The 23113-nt window shown below is 43.9% G+C and carries 14 protein-coding genes, 2 tRNA genes and 1 riboswitch; of the genes, 10 read left to right on the top strand and 6 right to left on the bottom strand.

Annotation, left to right across the window (positions count from 1 at the left end):
• The first annotated feature begins 44 nt into the window (after window positions 1-44).
• Window positions 45-121 (top strand) — tRNA-Asp (locus L3V33_RS22305).
• Window positions 122-181: 60 nt separating this feature from the next.
• Window positions 182-258, top strand: a tRNA-Trp gene (locus L3V33_RS22310).
• 752 nt (window positions 259-1010) lie between these two features.
• On the opposite strand, the gene L3V33_RS22315 is transcribed toward L3V33_RS22310, so the two are convergent.
• On the bottom strand, window positions 1011-2291 hold the full coding sequence (locus L3V33_RS22315; protein WP_237291229.1) for a sodium:proton antiporter: 1281 nt from the start codon (window positions 2289-2291) through the stop codon (window positions 1011-1013).
• 169 nt (window positions 2292-2460) lie between these two features.
• Between L3V33_RS22315 and metH the strand changes: the two genes are divergently transcribed.
• Window positions 2461-6138, top strand: coding sequence for a methionine synthase (gene metH, locus L3V33_RS22320; protein ID WP_237291210.1), 3678 nt, complete (start codon window positions 2461-2463; stop codon window positions 6136-6138).
• Window positions 6139-6246: 108 nt separating this feature from the next.
• Here metH and lysC read toward each other — a convergent pair whose 3' ends face one another.
• Window positions 6247-7614, bottom strand: coding sequence for a lysine-sensitive aspartokinase 3 (gene lysC, locus L3V33_RS22325; RefSeq protein ID WP_171312690.1), 1368 nt, complete (start codon window positions 7612-7614; stop codon window positions 6247-6249).
• Between the two features lie 109 nt (window positions 7615-7723).
• Window positions 7724-7901: riboswitch (Lysine riboswitch) on the bottom strand.
• A gap of 176 nt (window positions 7902-8077) precedes the next feature.
• On the opposite strand from lysC, the gene L3V33_RS22330 reads away from it, so the two are divergent.
• Window positions 8078-9217, top strand: coding sequence for an alanine--glyoxylate aminotransferase family protein (locus L3V33_RS22330; protein WP_237291211.1), 1140 nt, complete (start codon window positions 8078-8080; stop codon window positions 9215-9217).
• A 104-nt stretch (window positions 9218-9321) separates the two neighbouring features.
• Here L3V33_RS22330 and L3V33_RS22335 read toward each other — a convergent pair whose 3' ends face one another.
• From L3V33_RS22335 to L3V33_RS22350, 4 genes are all read right to left on the bottom strand, one after another.
• Window positions 9322-11085 (bottom strand): PglL family O-oligosaccharyltransferase, encoded by a 1764-nt coding sequence (locus L3V33_RS22335; protein ID WP_237291212.1) that lies wholly within the window; start codon window positions 11083-11085, stop codon window positions 9322-9324.
• 96 nt (window positions 11086-11181) lie between these two features.
• Window positions 11182-14013, bottom strand: a complete 2832-nt coding sequence (gene uvrA, locus L3V33_RS22340; protein WP_237291213.1) for an excinuclease ABC subunit UvrA — start codon at window positions 14011-14013, stop codon at window positions 11182-11184.
• A 294-nt stretch (window positions 14014-14307) separates the two neighbouring features.
• Window positions 14308-15180, bottom strand: a complete 873-nt coding sequence (gene galU / locus L3V33_RS22345; protein WP_065606690.1) for a UTP--glucose-1-phosphate uridylyltransferase GalU — start codon at window positions 15178-15180, stop codon at window positions 14308-14310.
• Between the two features lie 157 nt (window positions 15181-15337).
• Window positions 15338-15985: a LuxR C-terminal-related transcriptional regulator gene (locus L3V33_RS22350; protein ID WP_017084684.1), complete on the bottom strand. Its 648-nt coding sequence runs from the start codon at window positions 15983-15985 to the stop codon at window positions 15338-15340.
• A 279-nt stretch (window positions 15986-16264) separates the two neighbouring features.
• On the opposite strand from L3V33_RS22350, the gene L3V33_RS22355 reads away from it, so the two are divergent.
• The 6 genes from L3V33_RS22355 (at window position 16265) to mshL (ending at window position 23108) form a co-directional block, all read left to right on the top strand.
• Window positions 16265-16831 carry a single-stranded DNA-binding protein gene (locus L3V33_RS22355; RefSeq protein ID WP_017078845.1) on the top strand — a complete coding sequence of 189 codons (567 nt, stop codon included), beginning with the start codon at window positions 16265-16267 and terminating at the stop codon, window positions 16829-16831.
• Window positions 16832-16992: 161 nt separating this feature from the next.
• On the top strand, window positions 16993-19008 hold the full coding sequence (csrD, locus tag L3V33_RS22360) for an RNase E specificity factor CsrD (RefSeq protein WP_237291214.1): 2016 nt from the start codon (window positions 16993-16995) through the stop codon (window positions 19006-19008).
• Between the two features lie 2 nt (window positions 19009-19010).
• The gene (locus tag L3V33_RS22365) at window positions 19011-20453 is read left to right on the top strand and encodes an MSHA biogenesis protein MshI (RefSeq protein WP_237291215.1); all 1443 of its coding nucleotides are present in this window, start codon (window positions 19011-19013) and stop codon (window positions 20451-20453) included.
• Complete coding sequence (gene pilO / locus L3V33_RS22370) at window positions 20453-21100, top strand: type 4a pilus biogenesis protein PilO (RefSeq protein ID WP_004735949.1); 648 nt, start codon at window positions 20453-20455, stop codon at window positions 21098-21100. Before L3V33_RS22365 ends, pilO begins: the two co-directional genes overlap by 1 nt.
• Entirely contained in the window at window positions 21093-21425 is a 333-nt protein-coding gene (locus L3V33_RS22375; RefSeq protein WP_004735948.1) for a hypothetical protein, read from the top strand. The genes pilO and L3V33_RS22375 overlap by 8 nt, the downstream gene beginning before the upstream one ends.
• A 15-nt stretch (window positions 21426-21440) precedes the next feature.
• Window positions 21441-23108 (top strand): pilus (MSHA type) biogenesis protein MshL, encoded by a 1668-nt coding sequence (gene mshL / locus L3V33_RS22380; RefSeq protein ID WP_065207161.1) that lies wholly within the window; start codon window positions 21441-21443, stop codon window positions 23106-23108.
• The last annotated feature ends 5 nt before the right edge of the window (window positions 23109-23113 follow it).

Raw genomic sequence — 23113 nt, forward strand, 5'->3', positions numbered from 1 at the left:
CCGACCTGGAGATATGGACGCTCACTTAGTGAGTTGACCACTGCGGAGTGGTAGTTCAGTTGGTTAGAATACCGGCCTGTCACGCCGGGGGTCGCGGGTTCGAGTCCCGTCCACTCCGCCACTTATTCGATAACCTCGCCTAGTGCGAGGTTTTTTCGAATCTGACGTAGTAAAAAGTTTTAGGGGTGTAGCTCCAATTGGCAGAGCAGCGGATTCCAAATCCGCGTGTTGGGAGTTCGAATCTCTCCACCCCTGCCATATACGAAGCCTCAGCAGAAATGCTGAGGCTTTTTTGCATCTGTTGCTTCTACGGAGCAATGTTGGGAGCTGGATCGCCAGCCCGGTCTAATCTCCGGAGTGCTGGCTCAGTCCACCCCTGCGATATTTAAGGCTCTAGACTGCGCGTCCTAGCAGAAATGCTGGAGCCTTTCTATGACTGTCACCTTCAACGTAACGCTAGATATATTAAGTGTTCCTCTAGCTCCCCCTAATTAATTGAATCGCTTAATACCTAATAAGTACAACCTTGCCGTATTTAAAGACTTAGTCGAACATTAGAGCTTTCTGTTCAGCACTCATCTGGCTGCGTAGTTTCTGGTAGTGACTAAAGCTATTGCTGTTAGGCCTTGAGTCTCATTATTTTTTCCGAAAGGAATGCTTATACAACTGAACTCTGTTCTAGTGGATAGACTCGCTAGCTCTGGAGAAGAACGAGTTCTTTGTATGCTTCACTGACAGTAAGATTTTTGGCTAAGATCGCTGTTTATCATGTCGTCTGTATCATGATTAAACATCCTTTGTAGTTATTTTGGTTCTGGCCAAATCTAGTGTTCAATCCACATTAAGGTTTCTGATTACTCTAGTACTAGTGCATAAAATATCGAAGTAAGTTCTATTGTTCATGTATACCTTTTAACTAGATCTTGAGTGAGGGAATCTGTGAATTTGACTTTTATCAGGTATAAAAAAGGCTACCTAAATTAGGCAGCCTAGTTTAATTTTTTGAGATGTTAATCGAGCTCTTTCTCAGCTTGTTTCGCTTTCTCTATCATTGGAGTAATTGTTGAACCTTGAACTAAGATTGAGAACACAACAACAGCGTATGTCATGACGAGGATTATCTCTTTAACATCTATTGCCTTGTCTTCAATCACCCAGATACCTGAAGGGATTGAAAGTGCCATGGCTAGAGCTAGTCCACCACGCAACCCACCCCAAGTTAAGATCTTGATTGACCAAGGGTTGTAAGTTCTAAAGCGTTTGAATCCGATATAAGACAAGAAAACACTTAGGTAGCGTGCGCTTAGCACTAGAGGTACTGCGAACGCCATTAAGATCCAGTCTTCTTGGTGGAATTTGAATAACAACATCGACATACCGATCAATAAGAACAATACGCCATTTAAGAATTCATCGATTAATTCCCAGAAGTGGTCTAGGTGATCCTCACTCTCTTTCGAGAACCCAATAAAGCGCGTCCAGTTGCCAATCATGATACCTGATACCACCATTGCTAACGGTCCTGATACATGTAGGACTTCAGCAAAGGCATAACCAGCTGTCGGAATACCTATGGTTAATAGCAACTCCATCGAGTGGTCATCGGTGTTGCTGATTAGGTAATGGAATATTAAACCTAGAACAAAGCCATAGACGATACCACCGATAGCCTCTTGGACGAATAACATGGTCACGCTACCTACAGTCGGTGCTTCTGTACCGAACGCAATGGTAAATAGGGTAACGAAGATCACTAGGCCAAAACCATCGTTGAATAGAGATTCTCCCTCGATTTGAGTAGAGATTCGTCTGGGAGCATCGAGCTTCTTCACTATTGCTAATACAGCGATTGGATCGGTTGGAGAGATTAGAGAACCAAAAAGTAAGCAATAAATTAGGTTAAATTGAATACCGATAAACTGACAGAACCCATACAGGACAAAGCCAATAAAGAATGTCGAAAACAGTGTAGCGCCAAGAGCGAGTACCGTTATTTCCCATTTCTGATCTTTTAGATTAGGTAACTTAATCCCCAAACCACCTGCAAAGAGTAAGAATCCCAGTATTCCTTTCAGGAGGAAATCTTCAAAGTTGATACTGGCAACGGTTTCTGAGGCGATGTCAGCCAATTGGAACCAATTGTTTTGTCCCGCAATGATAATTAATAGAGATAACATCATCGAGCCAGCTGTAATGGCGATGGTTGTCTGCATTTTACCAATTTTGGTATTCACGAAAGCAATAAGCATGGCAGCTGCGGACAAGAAGCATAAGGTGTAATAGACCGACATTGGGATCCCAACATGTAACAAAGTATGAATATGAATTTTCGTTGTCTCATGCTCAAATAGCAAACATTTTTTTGTCATGACTTGGTAATCAATTTCATCTTTTAGACGTCTAGACTCCTTTTTAATGTGTGGTAGGATGGAGAGATAATTAAAGGAATGAGGTTGTACCGTGGGAAGTAATGTAAGGCAAAAGATTGACGCTCTGTTGAAGCAACGAATTTTACTGATTGATGGTGGCATGGGTACCATGATTCAGGATTATAAATTGGAAGAGCAAGACTATCGTGGTGAGCGCTTTGCTGATTGGCATAGTGATTTAAAAGGTAACAACGACCTTTTGGTACTTACACAACCTAAGCTTATCAAAGATATCCATATGGAATATTTGGAAGCCGGTGCTGATATCCTCGAGACCAATACCTTTAACTCTACAACCATCGCTATGGCCGACTACGATATGGAAAGCCTTAGCGAAGAAATTAACTTTACAGCTGCAAAATTAGCTCGTGAAGCGGCAGACGAATGGACGGCAAAGACCCCAGACAAACCCCGTTTCGTAGCGGGTGTGTTAGGTCCAACTAACCGAACGTGTTCTATCTCCCCAGACGTTAATGATCCGGGCTATCGTAATGTTAGCTTTGATGAGCTTGTTGAAGCTTACTCCGAATCGACGCGAGCACTTATCAAAGGCGGCTCAGATCTTATTCTTATCGAGACTATCTTCGATACGTTAAATGCAAAAGCATGTTCTTTTGCGGTTGAATCTGTTTTTGAAGAGGTAGGCATCACGCTTCCTGTGATGATCTCCGGTACCATTACTGACGCATCAGGTCGTACGCTTTCAGGGCAGACAACAGAAGCCTTCTACAACGCCCTTCGTCATGTTAAACCTATCTCATTTGGATTGAACTGTGCATTAGGCCCTGACGAACTGCGTGAGTACGTTGGTGAGATGTCTCGTATCTCAGAATGTAACGTTTCCGCCCACCCTAACGCGGGTTTACCTAATGCGTTCGGTGAGTATGACCTTTCTCCTGAAGATATGGCTGAACACGTTAAGGAATGGGCCGAGAGTGGCTTCTTGAACCTAATTGGTGGTTGTTGTGGTACGACGCCAGAACATATACGTCACATGGCTGAGGCCGTTGAAGGCGTAACTCCACGTCAATTACCTGATTTGCCTGTGTCTTGCCGTTTATCTGGCTTAGAACCATTAACGATTGCCAAAGAATCTCTATTTGTGAACGTCGGTGAACGTACTAACGTTACCGGCTCTGCTCGATTTAAGCGATTGATTAAAGAAGAGCTCTACGACGAAGCTTTGAGTGTTGCTCGAGAGCAAGTTGAGAACGGCGCTCAGATCATCGATATCAACATGGATGAAGGGATGCTAGACGCTGAGGCGTGTATGGTTAAATTCCTTAATCTATGCGCTTCTGAACCTGAGATCTCGAAAGTACCAGTCATGGTCGACTCTTCAAAATGGGAAGTTATCGAAGCGGGTCTGAAATGTATTCAGGGTAAAGGTATCGTTAACTCTATCTCATTGAAGGAAGGGAAAGAAAAGTTTGTCGAGCAAGCTAAACTGGTTCGTCGTTATGGCGCAGCAGTCATCGTGATGGCGTTCGATGAACTTGGGCAGGCTGATACTCGAGAGCGTAAAGTCGAGATTTGTACTAATGCCTACAATATTCTTGTTGATGAAGTAGGTTTCCCGCCAGAAGATATTATTTTTGACCCGAACATTTTCGCAGTAGCTACTGGTATTGATGAGCATAACAACTATGCGGTCGACTTCATTGAAGCAGTAGGGGACATCAAACGCGATCTCCCTCATGCGATGATCTCTGGTGGTGTATCTAATGTTTCGTTCTCATTCCGAGGCAATAACTACGTTCGTGAGGCAATCCACGCAGTATTCCTATACCACTGTTTTAAAAACGGTATGGATATGGGCATCGTAAATGCTGGGCAGTTAGAGATTTACGATAATGTGCCTGAGGATTTGCGTGAAGCCGTTGAAGATGTAGTTCTAAACCGCCGAGACGACTCAACAGAGCGATTACTCGATATCGCGACTGAATATCTAGAGCGTGCAGTTGGCAAAGTTGAAGATAAATCGGCGTTAGAGTGGCGCACCTGGCCAGTAGAAAAGCGCTTAGAGCACTCTTTGGTGAAAGGCATTACTGATTTCATCGTTGAAGATACCGAGGAAGCTCGTGTTAATGCCTCTCGCCCTATCGAGGTGATTGAAGGTCCATTAATGGATGGCATGAACGTAGTTGGTGACCTCTTTGGTGAAGGTAAGATGTTCCTTCCTCAAGTGGTGAAATCTGCCCGTGTTATGAAGCAGGCGGTAGCCCATCTAGAGCCATTTATTAATGCAACCAAAGACGTTGGTGCAACTAACGGAAAAATCTTACTGGCGACCGTAAAAGGCGATGTTCATGATATTGGTAAAAACATTGTTGGCGTTGTCTTGCAGTGTAATAACTACGAAATTATCGATCTGGGCGTGATGGTTTCATGTGAAAAAATCCTTAAGGTAGCTAAAGAAGAGAACGTCGATATCATTGGCCTTTCGGGTTTGATCACTCCTTCATTGGATGAGATGGTTCATGTGGCTAAAGAGATGGAGAGACAAGGCTTTAAGCTGCCTCTTCTTATTGGCGGAGCAACCACATCTAAAGCGCATACAGCCGTTAAGATTGAAAAGAACTACTCTGAACCCGTGGTCTACGTAAACAATGCCTCACGTGCTGTTGGTGTGTGTACTTCTCTACTATCTAACGAACTGAAGCCTGCATTTGTTGAGAAGTTGGATATTGATTACGATCGCGTTCGCGATCAACACAACCGTAAAAAGCCGCGCACTAAGCCAGTCTCGCTAGAGAGAGCGCGTGCCAATAAAGTTGCTATCGATTGGAATGCGTATACTCCCCCAGCACCCGCTAAGCTGGGAGTACACATCTTCAAGGACTTTGATGTGGCTACTTTACGTCAGTACATCGACTGGACTCCGTTCTTTATGACATGGTCATTAGTTGGAAAGTACCCAGCAATTCTCAATCATGAAGAAGTGGGCGAGGAAGCGAAACGCTTATTCAAAGATGCGAATGATTTGTTGGATCGAGTGCAGAAAGAGAAGCTACTTGAAGCTCGCGGTATGTGTGCCATGTTCCCAGCAAACAGTGTTGGCGATGATATTGAAGTGTATACCGATGAATCGCGTACTGAAGTGTTAAAGGTTCTGCACAACCTTCGTCAACAAACCGAAAAGCCCAAAGGATTTAACTACTGTTTGTCAGATTACATTGCGCCAAAAGACAGTGGTAAAGCGGATTGGATTGGTGGTTTTGCAGTAACGGGTGGTATTGGTGAGCGAGAGCTGGCTGATGAATACAAAGCCAATGGTGATGACTACAACGCGATTATGATTCAGGCGGTTGCTGACCGATTGGCTGAAGCGTTCGCTGAATACTTGCATAAAGAAGTGAGAAAGGACATTTGGGGCTACTCACCTGATGAGAATTTGTCTAACGACGATTTGATTCGAGAGAAGTACCAAGGTATTCGTCCAGCCCCGGGTTACCCTGCTTGCCCAGAGCATACAGAGAAAGGCACGTTGTGGGAGTTGATGGACGTTGAAAAAGCAATCGACATGTCACTAACCACGAGCTACGCAATGTGGCCAGGTGCCTCAGTGTCTGGTATGTACTTCTCGCATCCTGATTCACGATACTTTGCGATTGCCCAGATTCAACAGGATCAAGTGGATAGCTATGCTGATCGTAAAGGTTGGGATATGTTGGAAGCTGAGAAGTGGTTAGGTCCAAACATTAACTAGTTTGAATCTATGACGGGCTTTGATTCGTAAAAATAAAAGGGTTGCTTAAGAGCAACCCTTTTTGTATCTGCCGTTTGGTGATTTTAAACTAATCGAGCAACCGTCGTTTTATTCAAACAGCTCTTGATGCAGCTTTTGAATCGCTAACTTGGAGACTGATTCATCAAGCAAGAAGCACAGGTTGTGTGGGCTCGCTCCGTAACAAATCATACGTAGGTTGAAGTCTTCAAGCGTGCCGAATACTTGCTTCGCATAGCCTTTGCTTTCACTCATGTTGTTGCCAATAAGAGCAACAAGGCATAGGTCGTGTTCAATATCCACAGAACACAGCTCTTCAAGCTCAATTCGAGCGGCCTCTGGTAACTGAGGAGCACCACCTGATGTATCTGTTTGATCGAGTGTCAGTGAGACACTGATCTCTGAGGTAGTGATAAGATCGACAGAGATCTTATGCTTAGCGAGGATCTCGAACACTTTTGCGAGGAAGCCATAAGCATGGAACATATTGGCGCTGCGTAGCGTAACCATGGTTTGGTTGCAGCGTAGGGCAAGCGCTCTGAACAGAGGGGAGCTTTCAACTTGTTGACGAATCCATGTGCCACCGAGCTCTGGTGCTTTTGATGAGCCGACAAATACCGGGATTTGATGGCGTAGTGCCGGGACTAGAGTCGAAGGGTGTAATATCTTCGCGCCAAAGTTTGCCATTTCCGATGCTTCGCTGAAGCTGATCTCTGGGATAGGAGATGCTTTCGATGCGATACGTGGATCCGTGGTGTAGATGCCCGGAACATCAGTCCAGATTTCTAAACCAATCGCTTGTACAGATTCTGCAATCAGTGCCGCTGAGTAATCACTACCACCACGACCTAACGTTGTGGTGTTACCTTCGCTATCGGCGCCGATAAAGCCTTGGGTAACGACAACTTGCTGTTGGCATAGTGGAATCAATTTCTGTTGAGCTAAGGCTGCAATATCTTTTAACAGTGGTTCAGCTTTGCCGAAGTCATCATTGGTGCGCATCACTTCTCTGATGTCAAAACGGACAGCGGGTGTGCCACGCTCGCGAATGATTTGAGCGAGGATATGTGTCGACATTAGTTCGCCACATGCCACTAGATGATCGGTGAGTTTAGTACTGGCTTGGAATGATGCCGCTTCGGCTGCACTCGCAATGTCATCGAGAATGCAGTGCACATCTTTTTCAATGCTAATTGGGTCAGCTAGCTGATCAAGAATCGCGTTATGAATGTCAGTCAATTGCGTCAATAATTCCTGACGACGAGTTTTGTCTTGGACACCATTCGCTAGTTCAACCAGCAAGTTGGTGACGCCTGAGCACGCGCTGCTCACAACCAGTTTCGTATTCGAGTTATTTTCAATAATGGCAGCACAACGGCTCATTGCTTCAAAGTTGGCAACACTTGTTCCACCAAACTTAGCGACATTAAAAGAACCAGCTACATTAGATGCACTCACGATATATCTCCCACGACTTCCTAAAATAAAATTACGGTTGGGTAATCCAACGTCCGATGTTTTTCGAAGAGAGTATTTAGAGCAAAAAGAGAGGAATTATTAGAATAGTAACCTCAGAAGCTCTTCACCATATAGAAATGGCGACAGTTGCCGGGATTCAGCCCGCTCAACCGATAATAAAGGTCCTGCATCCTTTTATTATCTCGGCACTGCTCCCCCTTGATGCTTTGTATTGGAAATGCGGTTCCACAAAACATCTGCCTGGGCAGTGCTCCTCTTCTGCTAGATAGCCATTTCATTGAACGTGTTTGCGGTAACAATGTCAATCCGTAACTGGAGATATTTAAAAAATAATTTTAACAATTATGTGACACTGGTGTGACCTCAATACTTTTAGCTAATTGATGACGGTATCGATTTGCTTTAGGGTGGATTGTTCACACCATTAACGTAAGGGATGTACATGTCTAATTTAACACTCACTACTGCTATCGAGAGCTTTTATCCGCCACACCGAACGTTAATGGGGCCGGGGCCTTCAGACATTTCTCCTCAAGTTTTACAGGCCTTGAGCCGTCCAACTATTGGTCACCTCGACCCGTTATTTATTGCGATGATGGATGAACTGAAACAACTTCTTAAGTATGCATTCCAAACTGAAAATGAATTTACGATTGCTGTTTCTGCGCCAGGCAGTGCAGGTATGGAAACCTGTTTTGTTAACTTGATTGAGCCCGGTGAGAAGGTGATTGTTTGTCGCAATGGCGTTTTTGGTGAACGTATGCGAGAGAATGTTGTGCGCTGTGGTGGTGAAGCGATCCTTGTAGATGATGAGTGGGGCAAGCCCGTTTCCGTTGAAAAGGTAGAAAAGGCATTGGCAGAAAACCCTGATGCTGTAGCTGTCGCATTTGTGCATGCAGAAACGTCAACTGGAGCCTTATCTGATGCTAAAGCTATTTCCGCAGTAGCTCGTCAGTTTGATGCATTGTCGATTGTGGATGCGGTGACATCATTAGGTGGTGTACCACTCTTGGTCGATGAATGGCAACTCGATGCGGTGTATTCAGGTAGTCAAAAGTGTCTATCTTGCGTTCCTGGCCTGTCTCCGGTGACTTTCTCTCAACGTGCGGTTGAGAAGATGAAGGCGCGTCAAACTCCGGTACAAAGCTGGTTCCTAGATCAAAGCTTAGTACTGGGTTACTGGAGTGGAGAAGGCAAGCGTAGCTACCACCATACGGCACCCGTGAATAGCCTGTATGCTCTGCATGAGTCGTTGGTTTTATTGAAAAATGAAGGCCTGGATAATGCGTGGTCACGTCACCATACGATGCACCAAGAGCTTAAAGAAGGTGTAGAAGCACTAGGATTAAAGTTTGTGGTTGATGAAGAGAGTCGTCTTCCGCAGCTCAATGCGCTTTATTTCCCTGAAGGAATCGATGAAGCCAAAATCAGAACACAACTTCTAGAAGAATATAACCTTGAAATTGGCGCGGGACTTGGTTCTTTGGCTGGCAAGGCTTGGCGTATTGGTTTAATGGGTTATGGCGCTCGAAAAGAGAATGTCGCTTTGTGCTTAAAAGCGTTGCAAGACGTTTTAAAATAGCGGCAATAAACTCAAGTTCAAAAGAAAAGCGCACGAGAGATCGTGCGCTTTTTTGTGTCTAGACTAAACGTCAATATGGTGAATTAACTCTAGATTCCTTGGCGTCATTTAGCAGAAGAAATATTATTTTCAGCTTCCGATATTTTCTTATATTGAACCTTGGAAAAGTCTCTATTTGGGAACAAGAAGCTCGCTTCACTACGAATTTGTTCTGCTTTACTGTGATCGCCCAATCCTTGATACGCAAGAATCAGGTTACTGTAGAAAGCTGGCCTTGGCTTACGTTTTATGATCTCTAACGACCAATCTATATAAGGTTGGATCAAGCTAGGATCAGCTTTGTAGAGGCCGATATTTAGATAGGTGCTGTATACGTCCCAATCATAGCGATCTTTCCAGACTACAGGGTTCGTTACCTGCTTAAGAATATCCGGGTTTCTGGGTTTAGAAAGTTCAAATTGAGTCAGCACATAATTGGTATGCAGCGCGCTCAACATATAGAAACTCACCAAGATCGGAACCACCAAGCTAGACACTCTAAACAGGGTTTTACTAACGATACTAAACGGCTGTTGATAGTGTCGAGAAGAGCGTTGATCAACCCAGTAAATCAAAATGATAAAGGTTATCCAGTGAATCGCTGAGTGGTAAAAAGGGTACTCGAGCTGAGAATGTAAGAGTATCGGTATAAATAGTGCGAGCAGTGCTAGACGTGTTCCCTTCGCTGAGCTTGCTATACGTGACATGACTAAGAACGCAGCAAGCAAGATCCCGATGATTGGTACTATTCCGCCCTCAACCCCCCAAAACAAGAACTCATTGTGTGGGTGATCCATTGAAGGAAGGCCGGGATGATAATTTGAGTTAAGTTGATGTTGGCGAGCCGTGTATAGCGTGTATTCGGATTCGAATTTTCCGTAGCCATAACCTGTAAATGGCTTTTCGATCATCATATCGAGCGCTTGTGGGAAGGTATAGGCTCGTGGACTTTCTAAGTTTGCTTTTTTACTGGCGAAACTATCAGTTGCGCTGAGGCTGATCACTGAAAAAGCGACCACGATACCGACTACCACTGATGCGCACCATCCGTAGAAGCGTTTCTTGGTAGAGAATTTGTATAGATAAGGCAGAATGCAGACAAACCCAATGACGGCAGCCAACCATCCGGTACGTGATGCGATGATGATCAGCAAAGGTACGGTTAAGGTCGGGGTTAGGTATAGTAAGAACGACTCGCTAATTTTGTGATTATATTTAGCGGGCTGTCTCGCTAAAAGATACGCTGAAAGCACAAAACCAGTAGCTAAAAAGCTAGCCATAACATTCGGTTGTTGGAATATCCCATAAGGTCGATTAGCCGCAGTGTTGTAACCAAATAGATTGCCGGGTTCCAGTAAGAAATATTGCACGTAACCAAACAATGCTTGTATAACCACAGCAAGCACAATGAACCACAACATGCGTTGCTTGTGTTTATTGCTGAACTTAAATTGCTGAAGTACGACGAATAAAGCGAAGCCCGCCCACAATCCCAGTAGTCGACCAGATGCGGCTTGAGGAAAGGCGTTACTGTAGAGCGTGGGTAGCGTAAGTATCACGCAACTGATCAGCAAACCAACGGTTAACTTGGAATATTTGAGTACTCGGTTAGTCGCGAGTTGGTAGAAGCCAATTGCTAACGTAAAGCTAAGAGCTAACCAAGTGGTTGGGTTAAACGATAACGCAAGGCCTGAGCCTCCAGGATTCGGCATGAAAAAATGCATGGCTAACAAGAATACAACAGCTAAAGAAGCCAGAAATGCTTTATTGAGTGGTAGCTGAGTTACCTGATTTTCTAGTTGGGTACCGCTAGTGTGTATTGTTGCCATAAATCCCTAACCTTATAAAAACAGAGCTTGTTCCTTCTGAAACAAGCTCTGTTACTTTAACATTTTTCTGTCTGCTCGCAGGGCGCTATTTTACACCTACTTCAAATTTAACATAGGCTTAAGGAAGCGAGCAGTGTGTGAACCTTCGACTAACGCCACATCTTCAGGTGTACCTTCTGCAACAATCTCACCGCCCCCTTGGCCACCTTCAGGACCAAGGTCTAAGATCCAGTCTGCTGTTTTGACGACATCGAGGTTGTGCTCAATCACGACAACCGTATTACCGTGATCACGCAGCCTATGTAATACCGTCAATAGCTGCTGGATATCGTGGAAATGAAGACCTGTTGTTGGTTCATCAAGAATGTATAAGGTTTTTCCCGTGTCTCGTTTAGACAATTCACGCGCTAATTTAACACGCTGCGCTTCACCACCAGATAAGGTTGTCGCTGCTTGTCCGAGGCGAATGTAAGAAAGGCCAACATCCATCAATGTTTGCAGCTTACGAGCGATAACAGGAACAGGGTTGAAGTATTCTCGAGCATCTTCCACTGTCATCTTTAGAACTTCGTCAATGGTTTTGCCTTTGTAGCGAACTTCTAAAGTTTCACGGTTATAACGCTTACCTTTACACACATCACACGGCACATACACATCTGGCAAGAAGTGCATCTCTACTTTGATGACACCGTCTCCCTGACACGCTTCACAGCGACCACCACGAACGTTAAAACTGAATCGACCTGGCTTGTAGCCACGAGATCGTGATTCTTGGGTACCGGCAAATAACTCTCGAATTGGCGTGAAAATGCCAGTGTAGGTTGCAGGGTTTGATCTAGGGGTGCGACCGATAGGGCTTTGATCAATATCGATCACTTTGTCGAAATGCTCTAAGCCTTTTATCTTTTTGTGCTGCGCCGGAACTGCGGTTGTAGCACCGTTTAATTGAGTGTGGGCAACTTTAAAGAAGGTGTCATTGATTAGTGTAGATTTACCTGACCCCGATACCCCCGTAATACAGCTGAACAAGCCTACAGGGATCGTCGCAGTGACATTCTTTAGGTTGTTCCCCGTTGCGCCAACGATCTCGACGACCTTTTTCTTGTCGATAGGCGTTCTTTGTTTTGGTATCGCAATTTCTTTGGCGCCGCTCAGGTATTGCCCGGTTAAAGAATTCGGGTTTTCGATGATGTCTTGCATGGTGCCTTCTGCGACCACGTGTCCACCATGCACACCCGCACCTGGGCCGATATCGATAACATGGTCAGCACAACGGATTGCGTCTTCATCATGTTCAACAACAAGCACGGTATTTCCTAGATCTCTGAGGTGAACCAAAGTTTGCAGTAGACGTTCATTATCACGCTGGTGGAGGCCAATCGAAGGCTCATCGAGTACGTACATAACGCCTACTAAGCCAGCTCCTATTTGGCTTGCTAAGCGGATACGTTGTGCTTCACCGCCAGATAACGTTTCTGCACTGCGTGATAGATTAAGGTAATTCAACCCGACATTAACCAAGAAGTGCAGGCGGTCATTGATCTCCTTCATTACTTTGTCTGCGATTTGTCCACGCTGACCGTCCAATTTTAATTCTTGGAAAAATTGCAGTGCGTCGGCAATGCTGAGTTCAACAATTTCAGGGAGTGTCGTGTCACCAATAAAGACGTTTCTCGCTTCTAACCTCAAACGCGTGCCGTTACAGCTAGAGCAAGATTTCGTCGAAATGTATTTAGCTAAATCTTCACGTACAGCGCTCGATTCAGTGTCATGGTAACGACGTTCTAACGTGTTGAGAATACCTTCAAATGGGTGACGCTTGACTCGGATATCACCACGATCATTGATGTATTTGAATTCGACCTCTGTGCGGCCAGATCCTTTAAGAATGATCTCTTGAGTCTTTTTAGGCAGAGAGTTGAATGGCACATACAGATCAAAGCCATAATGGTCTGATAGCGATGTTAGCATCTGAAAATAGTAATAGTTCTTCTGATCCCAGCCTTTTATTGCACCTTCTGCAATGCTTAGGTTCTCATCTAAAATCACTCGACTTGGATCAAAATATTGTTGAACACCAAGTCCATCACAAGTACCACATGCACCTGCAGGATTGTTGAATGAGAACAGGCGCGGCTCAAGTTCTTGCATGCTGTAGCCACACTTTGGACAAGCAAAGTTAGCTGAGAACACGATCTCTTCTTGTTCTTTATCATCCATCCAACCGACAACTGCAATGCCACCAGATAGCTCTAATGTGGTCTCGAACGATTCGGCTAAACGTTGTTGAAGATCAGGACGAACCTTAAATCTGTCTACCACGACTTCAATGGTGTGCTTCTTATGAAGTTCTAATGTGGGTGGATCGGACAAATCACAGGTCTCGCCATCAATACGAGCTCGGATAAAGCCTTGCGCAGCTAGGTTTTCCAGTGTCTTTACATGCTCACCTTTACGTTCTTTGACGATTGGTGCCATCAGCATCATCTTTGAGCCTTCAGGCAGTTCTAATACCTTGTCGACCATTTGGCTGATGGTTTGCGCCGCGAGGGGGATATTGTGATCAGGGCAGCGTGGCTCGCCGACTCGCGCGTAAAGCAGTCTTAGGTAATCATAGACCTCAGTGATGGTACCGACGGTTGAGCGAGGGTTGTGAGAGGTCGACTTTTGTTCTATCGAGATGGCTGGAGATAAACCTTCGATGTGGTCGACATCGGGTTTTTCCATAAGAGATAGAAATTGGCGAGCATAGGCAGACAAAGATTCTACATAACGACGTTGACCTTCCGCATAGAGAGTATCAAACGCAAGTGACGACTTTCCTGAACCTGATAAACCGGTGATAACCGTCAGCTTATCACGGGGTATGGTTAGGTTAATGTCTTTGAGGTTATGCGTACGAGCGCCTCTAATTTCTATTTTATCCATCTCAATAGACCATGTAATTTTAAGTGGCTAAAGTATTACATAGAGTGAGATTTGTGCAAAGTTTTACTGGATAAAAAAACAGTAAACAAAAAAGGGCGACTCTTTTGAGTCACCCTTGGAATCATTTAATGTGCTGTTAACCAACCGCTAATTGCTATTAATTAAATAGCTAAATAGCTAAATAGCTAAATAGTTAAATAGTTAAATAGTTAAATAGTTAAATAGTTAAATAGTTAAATAGTTAAATAGTTAAACCGATCAATAGCTAAACAGCGAGTAAGCCAAAATTAGCGATTAAGCTTCTTTTGTTGTTGAGTGCTTACCTAGCTCGATTTGTTGCTGGTCTTTTTTGTATAGGTTTTCAAAGCAGTAATTTGTTGCTTCGATGTAGCCTTCAACACTACCGCAGTCAAAACGTTGGCCTTTAAATTTGTAAGCCAATACACAACCTGCTTTTGCTTGTTTTAGCAATGCATCAGTGATTTGGATTTCGCCGCCTTTGCCTGGTTCAGTCTGCTCGATAAGCTCAAAGATATCTGGAGTCAGAATGTAACGGCCAATGATTGCTAGGTTGCTTGGCGCAGTGCCTGGTTCTGGCTTTTCTACCATGTCATCAACACGGAAAAGATCATCTTTAATCATTTCGCCAGAGATAACACCGTACTTGTGAGTCTCTTCCTCTGGAACTTCTTGGACTGCCACAATTGAGCAACGGAACTGTTTGTATAGCGCAACCATCTGAGCTAACACACCTTGCTGTTCGTTAACACAAAGATCATCAGCAAGCACGACTGCAAAAGGTTCATCACCCACAAGCTCGCGACCCGTCAAGATAGCGTGGCCAAGGCCTTTCATTTCACGTTGACGAATGTACGTGAAGTTTGCTGCTTCAATCGTCTCACGGATATTGATCAGCAAATCTTCTTTATTGGTGCCGCTGATCTGGTGCTCAAGCTCGTAGTTCTTATCAAAGTGGTCCATCAATGAATGCTTACCACGGCCAGTCACGATGCACATGCCGTCCATACCGGCTTCGATCGCCTCTTCAACGCCGTATTCAATCAGAGGTTTGTTTACGACAGGCATCATTTCTTTCGGCATTGACTTAGTTGCAGGTAAAAAACGTGTACCGTAGCCAGCTGCCGGGAAAAGGCACTTTTTGATCATGGTAAGACCCTTTATCTATAATAATTATGGATTCAACCTGAATGGTTGATATTTCTGAGGGCAACTCTAGCATAAGTTATGTCGAAAATTCAGCAACAATCCGTATGGTTCACTAGAGTTTTCCTCAAAATTATCGTCAGTTTAAGAGGCTGATCAATTATGCAAGCAAGTTCTGGTTTGCCCATGCAATAGCTTGGACTCTATTCTTAACGGCTAACTTACGAAATATTTGATAAAGATGAGATTTGACGGTGAATTCGCTAATAAACAAGTCATCGGCTATTTGCGTGTTTGATGAGCCTGATTGAAGGCAGCGAATCACTTGCAGCTCTCTAATTGTTAAGTCGACATTAGTAGGGGTGGTATTGGTGCTCACGATATTTCGATAGTAGAAGAGTAATTGGCTTGCCACTTTTCTAGGTAGCCAGTTGTCTCCATTAATGACCTCTTCAAGTCCCTTCGCTATTTTGGCTTTCTCTTCAGAGTTGTAAAACAGACCTTTTAATACGCCAAACGTAATCAACTCCGATGTGGGAAGAGCTTTGGGGACATTGAATAAAATGATCTCATGATTTTTCCACATCACAGGTAGATTTGGATGAAGGTTGATTAATCGAGGCACCTCTTTGTAATCAACCAGTAAAATTCGGTTGCTCTGCTTGCGATCAAATAACATCAAATCGTCCGGTGTCATTTTGTAGAGAATAATAGATAAGTGCTTTTCTATCTCTTTTACATGTAGATAGGTGTCGTTTGGGTCGATGCACAGAAAATGCAAAGTGCGAGCGTATCGAGATTTTCTCATTGAAACGTCCTGTTTAAGTAGAATTAGATTCCACGTTGTCATGCAGGCCTTCGCTTCTCTACCGCCTTCATAGTGACTTGCGTTGAATATCAATTATCAAAGTAAATGAGTGGTTTGTAAGTGGAGAAAAAAGCAACATCGCTCTGAATATCATGATTTGTTACGTTTTTATTCTTTGTAGTGAGGCGAGAATAGGAATGCGATTTATCACTGCAGAAAAGCATGCTATTCTTGTGCGCTAAAATTTTTCTGAGACTATGAATTTAGACGGAGCAAATCATGGCTAGCCGTGGAGTTAACAAAGTTATATTAGTGGGTAACCTAGGTAATGACCCTGAAATTCGTTACATGCCCAATGGCGGTGCAGTAGCGAACATTACCATTGCAACGTCAGAGTCATGGCGTGATAAAGCAACTGGCGAACAGCGTGAAAAAACAGAATGGCACCGTGTTGCTCTGTTTGGCAAGCTGGCGGAAGTTGCTGGTGAGTACCTACGTAAAGGTTCTCAAGTTTACATTGAAGGTCAACTTCAAACGCGTAAATGGCAAGATCAAAGCGGTCAAGATCGCTACACAACAGAAGTCGTTGTTCAAGGCTTCAACGGTGTAATGCAAATGCTTGGCGGTCGTGCTCAAGGCGGTGCTCCTGCTCAAGGTGGTATGGGTAACAACCAACAGCAAGGTAGTTGGGGTCAGCCACAACAGCCACAACAGCAGCAACAAGCACAGCAACAATACAGTGCTCCAGCTCAACAGCAGCCGAAAGCACCTCAACAAGCTCCTCAGCAGGCTCAACCTCAATATAATGAGCCGCCAATGGATTTTGATGATGACATCCCATTTTAAGCCCTGTTTTTAATATATTATAAAGACAGTATTAAATTGGAAAAAGCCGCGTTTATCGCGGCTTTTTGTTACCTAGAATTCTTAACGCTTTATTTACAACGTCAATTTATAGTATAAGTAGCAATACGGTATAATGTGAGTTGAAAAGGATTTCGTTATTCATGAGATATACCCCGACACTAAAATTGAGCACTCGATTGGTCGCATTTGTCACTGTGATAGTGATCAGTGCGATGTTCATTCTTTTTATTGGTGGCACACTTTCCTTTAAGCGTATCGGACAGGAATATTTAGACCATTATTTGGTTGGTATTGTTGACGTTGTAGATAAAGAGATGGAAGATCCTGACGCCGCGTATTCGATGCAGCGTTGGATGCCTAAGATGTTGCAGGCGAGCAATATTGTTGAGATGAAACTCTCGAACCAGACTGGCATCGTTTATCGCTTCAAAGATACCTCCCCACAAATTGATCCCAATCGTCTTTATGAAAGAAGCTTCATTCTAGAGCGCAATGAAGGTTATCGAATCGAGTTTAAAGCACTGCCTCCTTATATTGGTTATAGCTACTCAATGGAAGCAATGTGGTCAATTACTTTGGCGGTTGCATTGATCCTTTTCTGTCTGGCTCGTGGTGTTCGTTGGTTGAAGGAACAGTTGATGGGTTCTGAGATCTTGGAAGAGCGAGGAAGAATGATCCTCGCTGGGCAAGTTGAGGCTCATGCAAAGGGAGATGAACTTGAATGGCCATACACGGCAAGTGAAGCCTTGGATGTCTTGATCGAAGAGCTGCAAGATGCTCGTCAAGAAAGAAGCCGCTTCGATACCTTTATCCGTACCCATACCTTCCTAGACAAACTCACAGGCACGGCAAACCGAGTCTTATTCGATAACAAGCTTGAATCGGTTTTGCATGAAAGCGGTGCTCGAGGTGGTGTGTTATTGATACGTATCGACGAATGGGAGCAAGTCCGTGATGCTAATGACAAGCAAATCACTGACGGCTTTATTATCGAAGTTGGCGAAGTATTGTCGAATATTGTTCAACGCTACCCTGATGTTATTTTTTCTCGTTATTACGATGCTGATTTTGCCGTATTTATTCCGCATCAAGGGGCTAAAGATATTGCTACCTTGGCGGCTCAGTGTTTAAGGCAGTTAGACAAGATAACCCCACCGGAACCTTTAGATTCTGATAATTGGTGCCATATTGGCGTAACCATGTATACCGAAGGTGAGCGTCACAGTCAGATCATGGATGAAACTGAAACGGCATTAAAGAGTGCCCAGCTGGAGCGTATTAATAACTGGAGCCGTTACCCTAAGCAGAATACAAATGAGTTGGATAGAGGCAGTGTTCGTTGGAGAACATTATTGGATAAAGCGCTGCTTCCTGAAAATTTAGTAATCTTTGCTCAGCGATGTTATCTTATGCCAGAATCTGGTCAAGCCAATGAATTACATAGAGAAATATTCACTAGAATTCAGGATCCTGATAAAGGTTTATTGAAATCGTCTCGATTTATGCCTGCGGTGGAGCAAGTGGGTTATCAAGCTCAAATGGACCAATCGGTTCTAAAGGTTTTGTTGAAATCGCTGAAAGAGTCAACTCAGCCTCTCAACTATTCGGTGAATCTGAATGTTACTCCATTTGCGAATAAACAGCATTTTAAGTGGTTTAGAAGTGAGTTATTACAGCTCTCTGCTCAGCATCGCTCTCAGCTTGCGTTTGAGTTTCCTGAAGGGCACTTGATTGCCCACCTTGATTATATGAGACCGGTGGCAAAGATGCTGCGAGGTTTAGGGTGTAAAGTTGTGGTTGGCCAAGCTGGACGAACCATTGTTAGCACTCACTATATAAAAGACTTAAAGGTCAATTACATTAAGCTTCATCGAAGCTTAATAAAGAAAATCGATCAAAGGCATGAGAACCAACTGTTTGTCCGAAGCTTAATTGGGGCATGCGGTGACTCTCCAACTCAAGTTATTGCCGTTGGAGTCGAGACAAAACAAGAAAAGAACACCTTGATAGAGTTAGGCATTAACGGCTATCAAGGGAGATATTTCGACGAAGAACAACAAATTATCCCTTTGCCTAATCAAGCTGAAAAGGTCGAGAAAGCGGAATCTGTTGTGAAAGTTGGACGAAGAAATCGATGGCGTAAGAGTAGTAGTTAACAATGAATTTTAAAGCGATTTTAGACAAGATAAAGCCAACTAATAATAAAGGCAGCTCTCAAGTTGTCATGTTAGGCAACGATGCCATTTATATTTCATCGACAGAACAAGAACCTCAAGTAACTAGCATTCCCGTGGTTAATGGGGACTGGGAGAGTGCGCTAAAAAAATCGCTTAGCAGTGAGGCGTTTACTAGTAATAGCCTCCAGCTGATTGTCTGTGCTAACTACTACCAAACCTACCAAATTGATAAACCGGATATTCCAGAGAGTGAATGGTCGGTTGCCCTGCCTTTTTTACTCAAAGATCTTGTATCTGAAAGAGTGACCGAAATTATTGCAAGTGCGGTCGCGTTACCGACGTCGAATAAGCTGCAAGTGTATGTTCTACCTAAAAAACTGTTAGACAAGCTTTTGAATATTGCTAATTCGGTTCAGGTTGAATTAATAGGTGTTGCTCCTGAAGATGAAATCTGGGGTTACAGTGCTGGCGAACTGTCTAATTTCATCCTTTTACAGCGCAGCGCCAATTCACACTTTAAGCTGGGTGCGTTTGTTGAAAATACCGTTTGCTTTCAAAGAACCATCCGTAGTGTTGTTCCACCTTTAACGGGTGTTGCATCAAGCGCTCTCCAGTTAGATGGCCTTGCTCTAGAACTCCAACGCTCGATTGATTACCTTTCTTCTCAAATTAAAGGTACTCAACTTCATCAGTTGAAAATCTGCTGTGATGAGGAAGATGAGTCTGAGTTACAAGGCGCGTTAAATAACACATTGAGTTCGACCGTTTCTCTGCTCGTTGAAGGTGAGCGTGATAATTCAGAGAGTTTGTTGGTTAAGCTTGCGGCTGAAAAAGAGGCTTTTAATGTCAATCTTTACCCTGAACACCTCAAGCCTAAGAAAGAATATTTTACGCTGACGAATGTTGTTGCGAGCTGGGGGCTCGTTTGTGTGCTGCTACTTGGTGGTTACTTTGTAATGCAGTATCAAGCTTCTAATCTAGATAAAACCCTAACAGCTTTGCAACATGACTCGAACCAGCTTAACAAGCAAGTTAACCAATTGAATAGTAAGTTAACTCAGCATAAACCGTCTCCAGAGAAAGTGGCGGCAGTTGCGCGTCTCAAACGTGAGACTCAGGCTAAAAAAGAGGCTTTGAAGGCGGTAGGACAATACGACGAATCACAACAAGTCGGGTATTCTGGCGTCATGAATTCCTTAGCTAAATTAGGCCGAAATGACATCTCTCTTTCGCACATCTACATGACTCACGAGACTTTAGATCTTAGTGGCTTTGCTCGTAACGCAAATGTGGTTCCTAACTGGATTGGTCAGTTTAAAAGTGAGCTTAATTTAGTTGGACGTGCTTTTGAAAAACTAAAAATTGGGCGCAATGATCAGGATGTGGTGACGTTTGAGCTAAGTACTCGCAGGGAGAGTAAATAATGCAGCAGTGGAACCAGCTCAGCGATAAGTTTCTTGCATTAAGTCAGAGAGAAAAATGGCTACTTTTCGTGTGTGGTTTTGTTGGCCTATCTATGTTGTTGTTCACCTTGTTGGTTGAGCCAGCGTATCTCGATTTACAGGCTAAAAATGCTAAGACGATGAATCTGACTCAGGCAAACCAGAGACAGCAAGGTGAGTTGCTCGTTCTTCAAGCTAAGTTAAACAAAGATCCAGACAAAGACATTAATCGAGAGTACAAAAAACTGCTGGTGGAGAGCCAAGATCTGTCACTTCAGCTTTCCCAGATTGTCGATGGACTGATCACGCCTTCTCAAATGTCTCAACTATTGGAGAGTGTTCTTAATGCCGGAAATGGACTTAAGCTCGAATCGCTAGAGTCGTTAAAACCAGAAGCAATTTCGAATAATCAAGAGACCAGTGAATATTCCGGCTATTTTCTTCACCCTGTAAGAATGGAATTAACGGGCAGTTACTTTGATATTTCCGCTTATCTTCAAGCGCTTGAGTCTCTTCCTGTCAGTTATTACTGGCGCACATTTCAGTACTCGGTCGAAGAATACCCTAAAGCTCGACTGGTGTTTGAGGTTTACACACTAGGTACTAGACAGGAGTTTATCGGTGGTTAGAACTCTTTTGTTGTCATTACTTTTTAGTAGCCAAATGGCTTGGGCCGAACAGGATCCTACGGCGCCATTAGGCTGGTTGACGCCACAACAAAAAACAACGTCAGCTAAAAAGGCGCCAACTCGTTATCGCTTACCTTCTCTAGAAAGCATTGTGTGCAAAGGCGATACACCTTGCTATGCCATTATGAATGGTCAGATTCTCGGTCAAGGAGAAACGATCAGAGGGTACCGAGTTAAGAACATAGATCCAGAATACGTCACTCTGCAGAGAAGCTCTAAGCAGTGGAAATTAGAGATGTTCTCTTTAGATGTTAAGAATAATTAAGGTTAGAGTGAAGACATGCGTAAACTTGTAGTAGCAATCCTAGTGTCATCTTTAGTCGGCTGTTCGATGGGACATAGAGATCCCGTTGAGATCAAAGAGTCTTTAAACGAATCAATTAATGAAGCGAATAGCAAAGCGCTTCGTGATCTTCCTTCGTCGGTACAAGATGACCTGATGCCTCAGCTTAATTCGGATGCCATGTCTCCGGGTATGGAAACCGTTAAGCGTTTTCGTATTCAAGCTAAAGGTGTTGAAGCGAGAACCTTTTTTGCTAGCTTGGTAAAAGGCACTGAATACAGCGCGGCTATTCACCCAAGCGTTGCCGGGAAGCTGACTTTAAACCTGACAGATGTGACGTTAGACGAAGTGTTGGCTGTTGCTCAGGATATGTATGGCTACGATATAGAAAAACGCGGCAAAGTTATTCAGATTTATCCTGCTGGTCTACGCACAGTGACGATCCCAGTTGATTACTTACAAGTGAAGCGTTCAGGTCGTTCATTGACGACCATCACCACCGGAACGATCACGACTTCTGACTCTAATTCATCGAGCTCTTCAAGCTCGAACTCAAACTCGTCAAATTCATCCAACTCTTCTAACTCATCGAATTCTACATCGAACGGTGGTACTGAGATTGAAACGACCTCTGAAAGTGATTTCTGGCCACAGCTTGAAGCGGCAGTTGCTCACCTCATTGGTTCTGGTGACGGGCAAAGTGTAGTGGTAACGCCGCAAGCCAGTGTGATTACGGTTCGTGCTTACCCCGACGAAATTCGTGAGGTTCGAGAGTTCTTAGGTATTTCTCAGAAGCGTTTGCAGCGCCAAGTTATCTTGGAAGCCAAAATCATGGAAGTGACCTTAAGTGATGGCTATCAACAAGGCATCAACTGGACCAAGATGTTCTCGTCGAATGGTACTAACTATACGATAGGTATGGGCTCTATTGTTAAAGATGCCGCTGGTGCGATTATCCCAAGTACATTGCCAGGCATGGACCCAATCGGCGCTGCTTTAGGTGGTCAATCTAACCTTGTTGTCTCTGGTGGTAGCTTTGAGGCGGTATTGAGTTTTATGGGTACACAGGGTGACTTGAACGTCCTATCTAGCCCAAGGGTGACGGCTGCGAATAACCAAAAAGCAGTGATAAAAGTGGGTACCGACGAATACTACGTAACTGACTTATCAAGTGCAGTTGGTAGTGGTGATAACGCGAATGTGGCCCCTGAGGTTGAGTTAACCCCATTCTTCTCTGGTATTTCTCTGGATGTGACCCCTCAGATCGATGATAAAGGCAGTGTGTTTTTGCATGTTCATCCTGCCGTTATTGAGGTTGCAGAAGAGGTGAAAGAGCTTAACCTTGGTTCAACTACAGGTATTGTTTCACTTCCATTGGCAAAAAGCTCTATTCGTGAATCTGACTCAGTGATTCGTGCGCAAGATGGTGATGTTGTGGTGATTGGTGGGTTAATGAAATCAAACACCAGTGATATCACGTCGAAAGTACCATTCCTTGGCGATATCCCAGCACTCGGTCATTTGTTTCGTAATACCAGTCAGTTGACGCAAAAAACTGAGTTAGTGATCTTACTAAAACCAACGATTGTTGGCGTGAATACTTGGCAAACTGAGTTAGAACGCTCTCGAGATCTGCTGCAGCAGTGGTTCCCTGATGAAGAGTAATCGCT

It is taken from the genome of Vibrio sp. A2-1 (assembly GCF_021728355.1).
In the GTDB taxonomy this organism is placed as follows: Bacteria; Pseudomonadota; Gammaproteobacteria; order Enterobacterales; family Vibrionaceae; genus Vibrio; species Vibrio splendidus_K.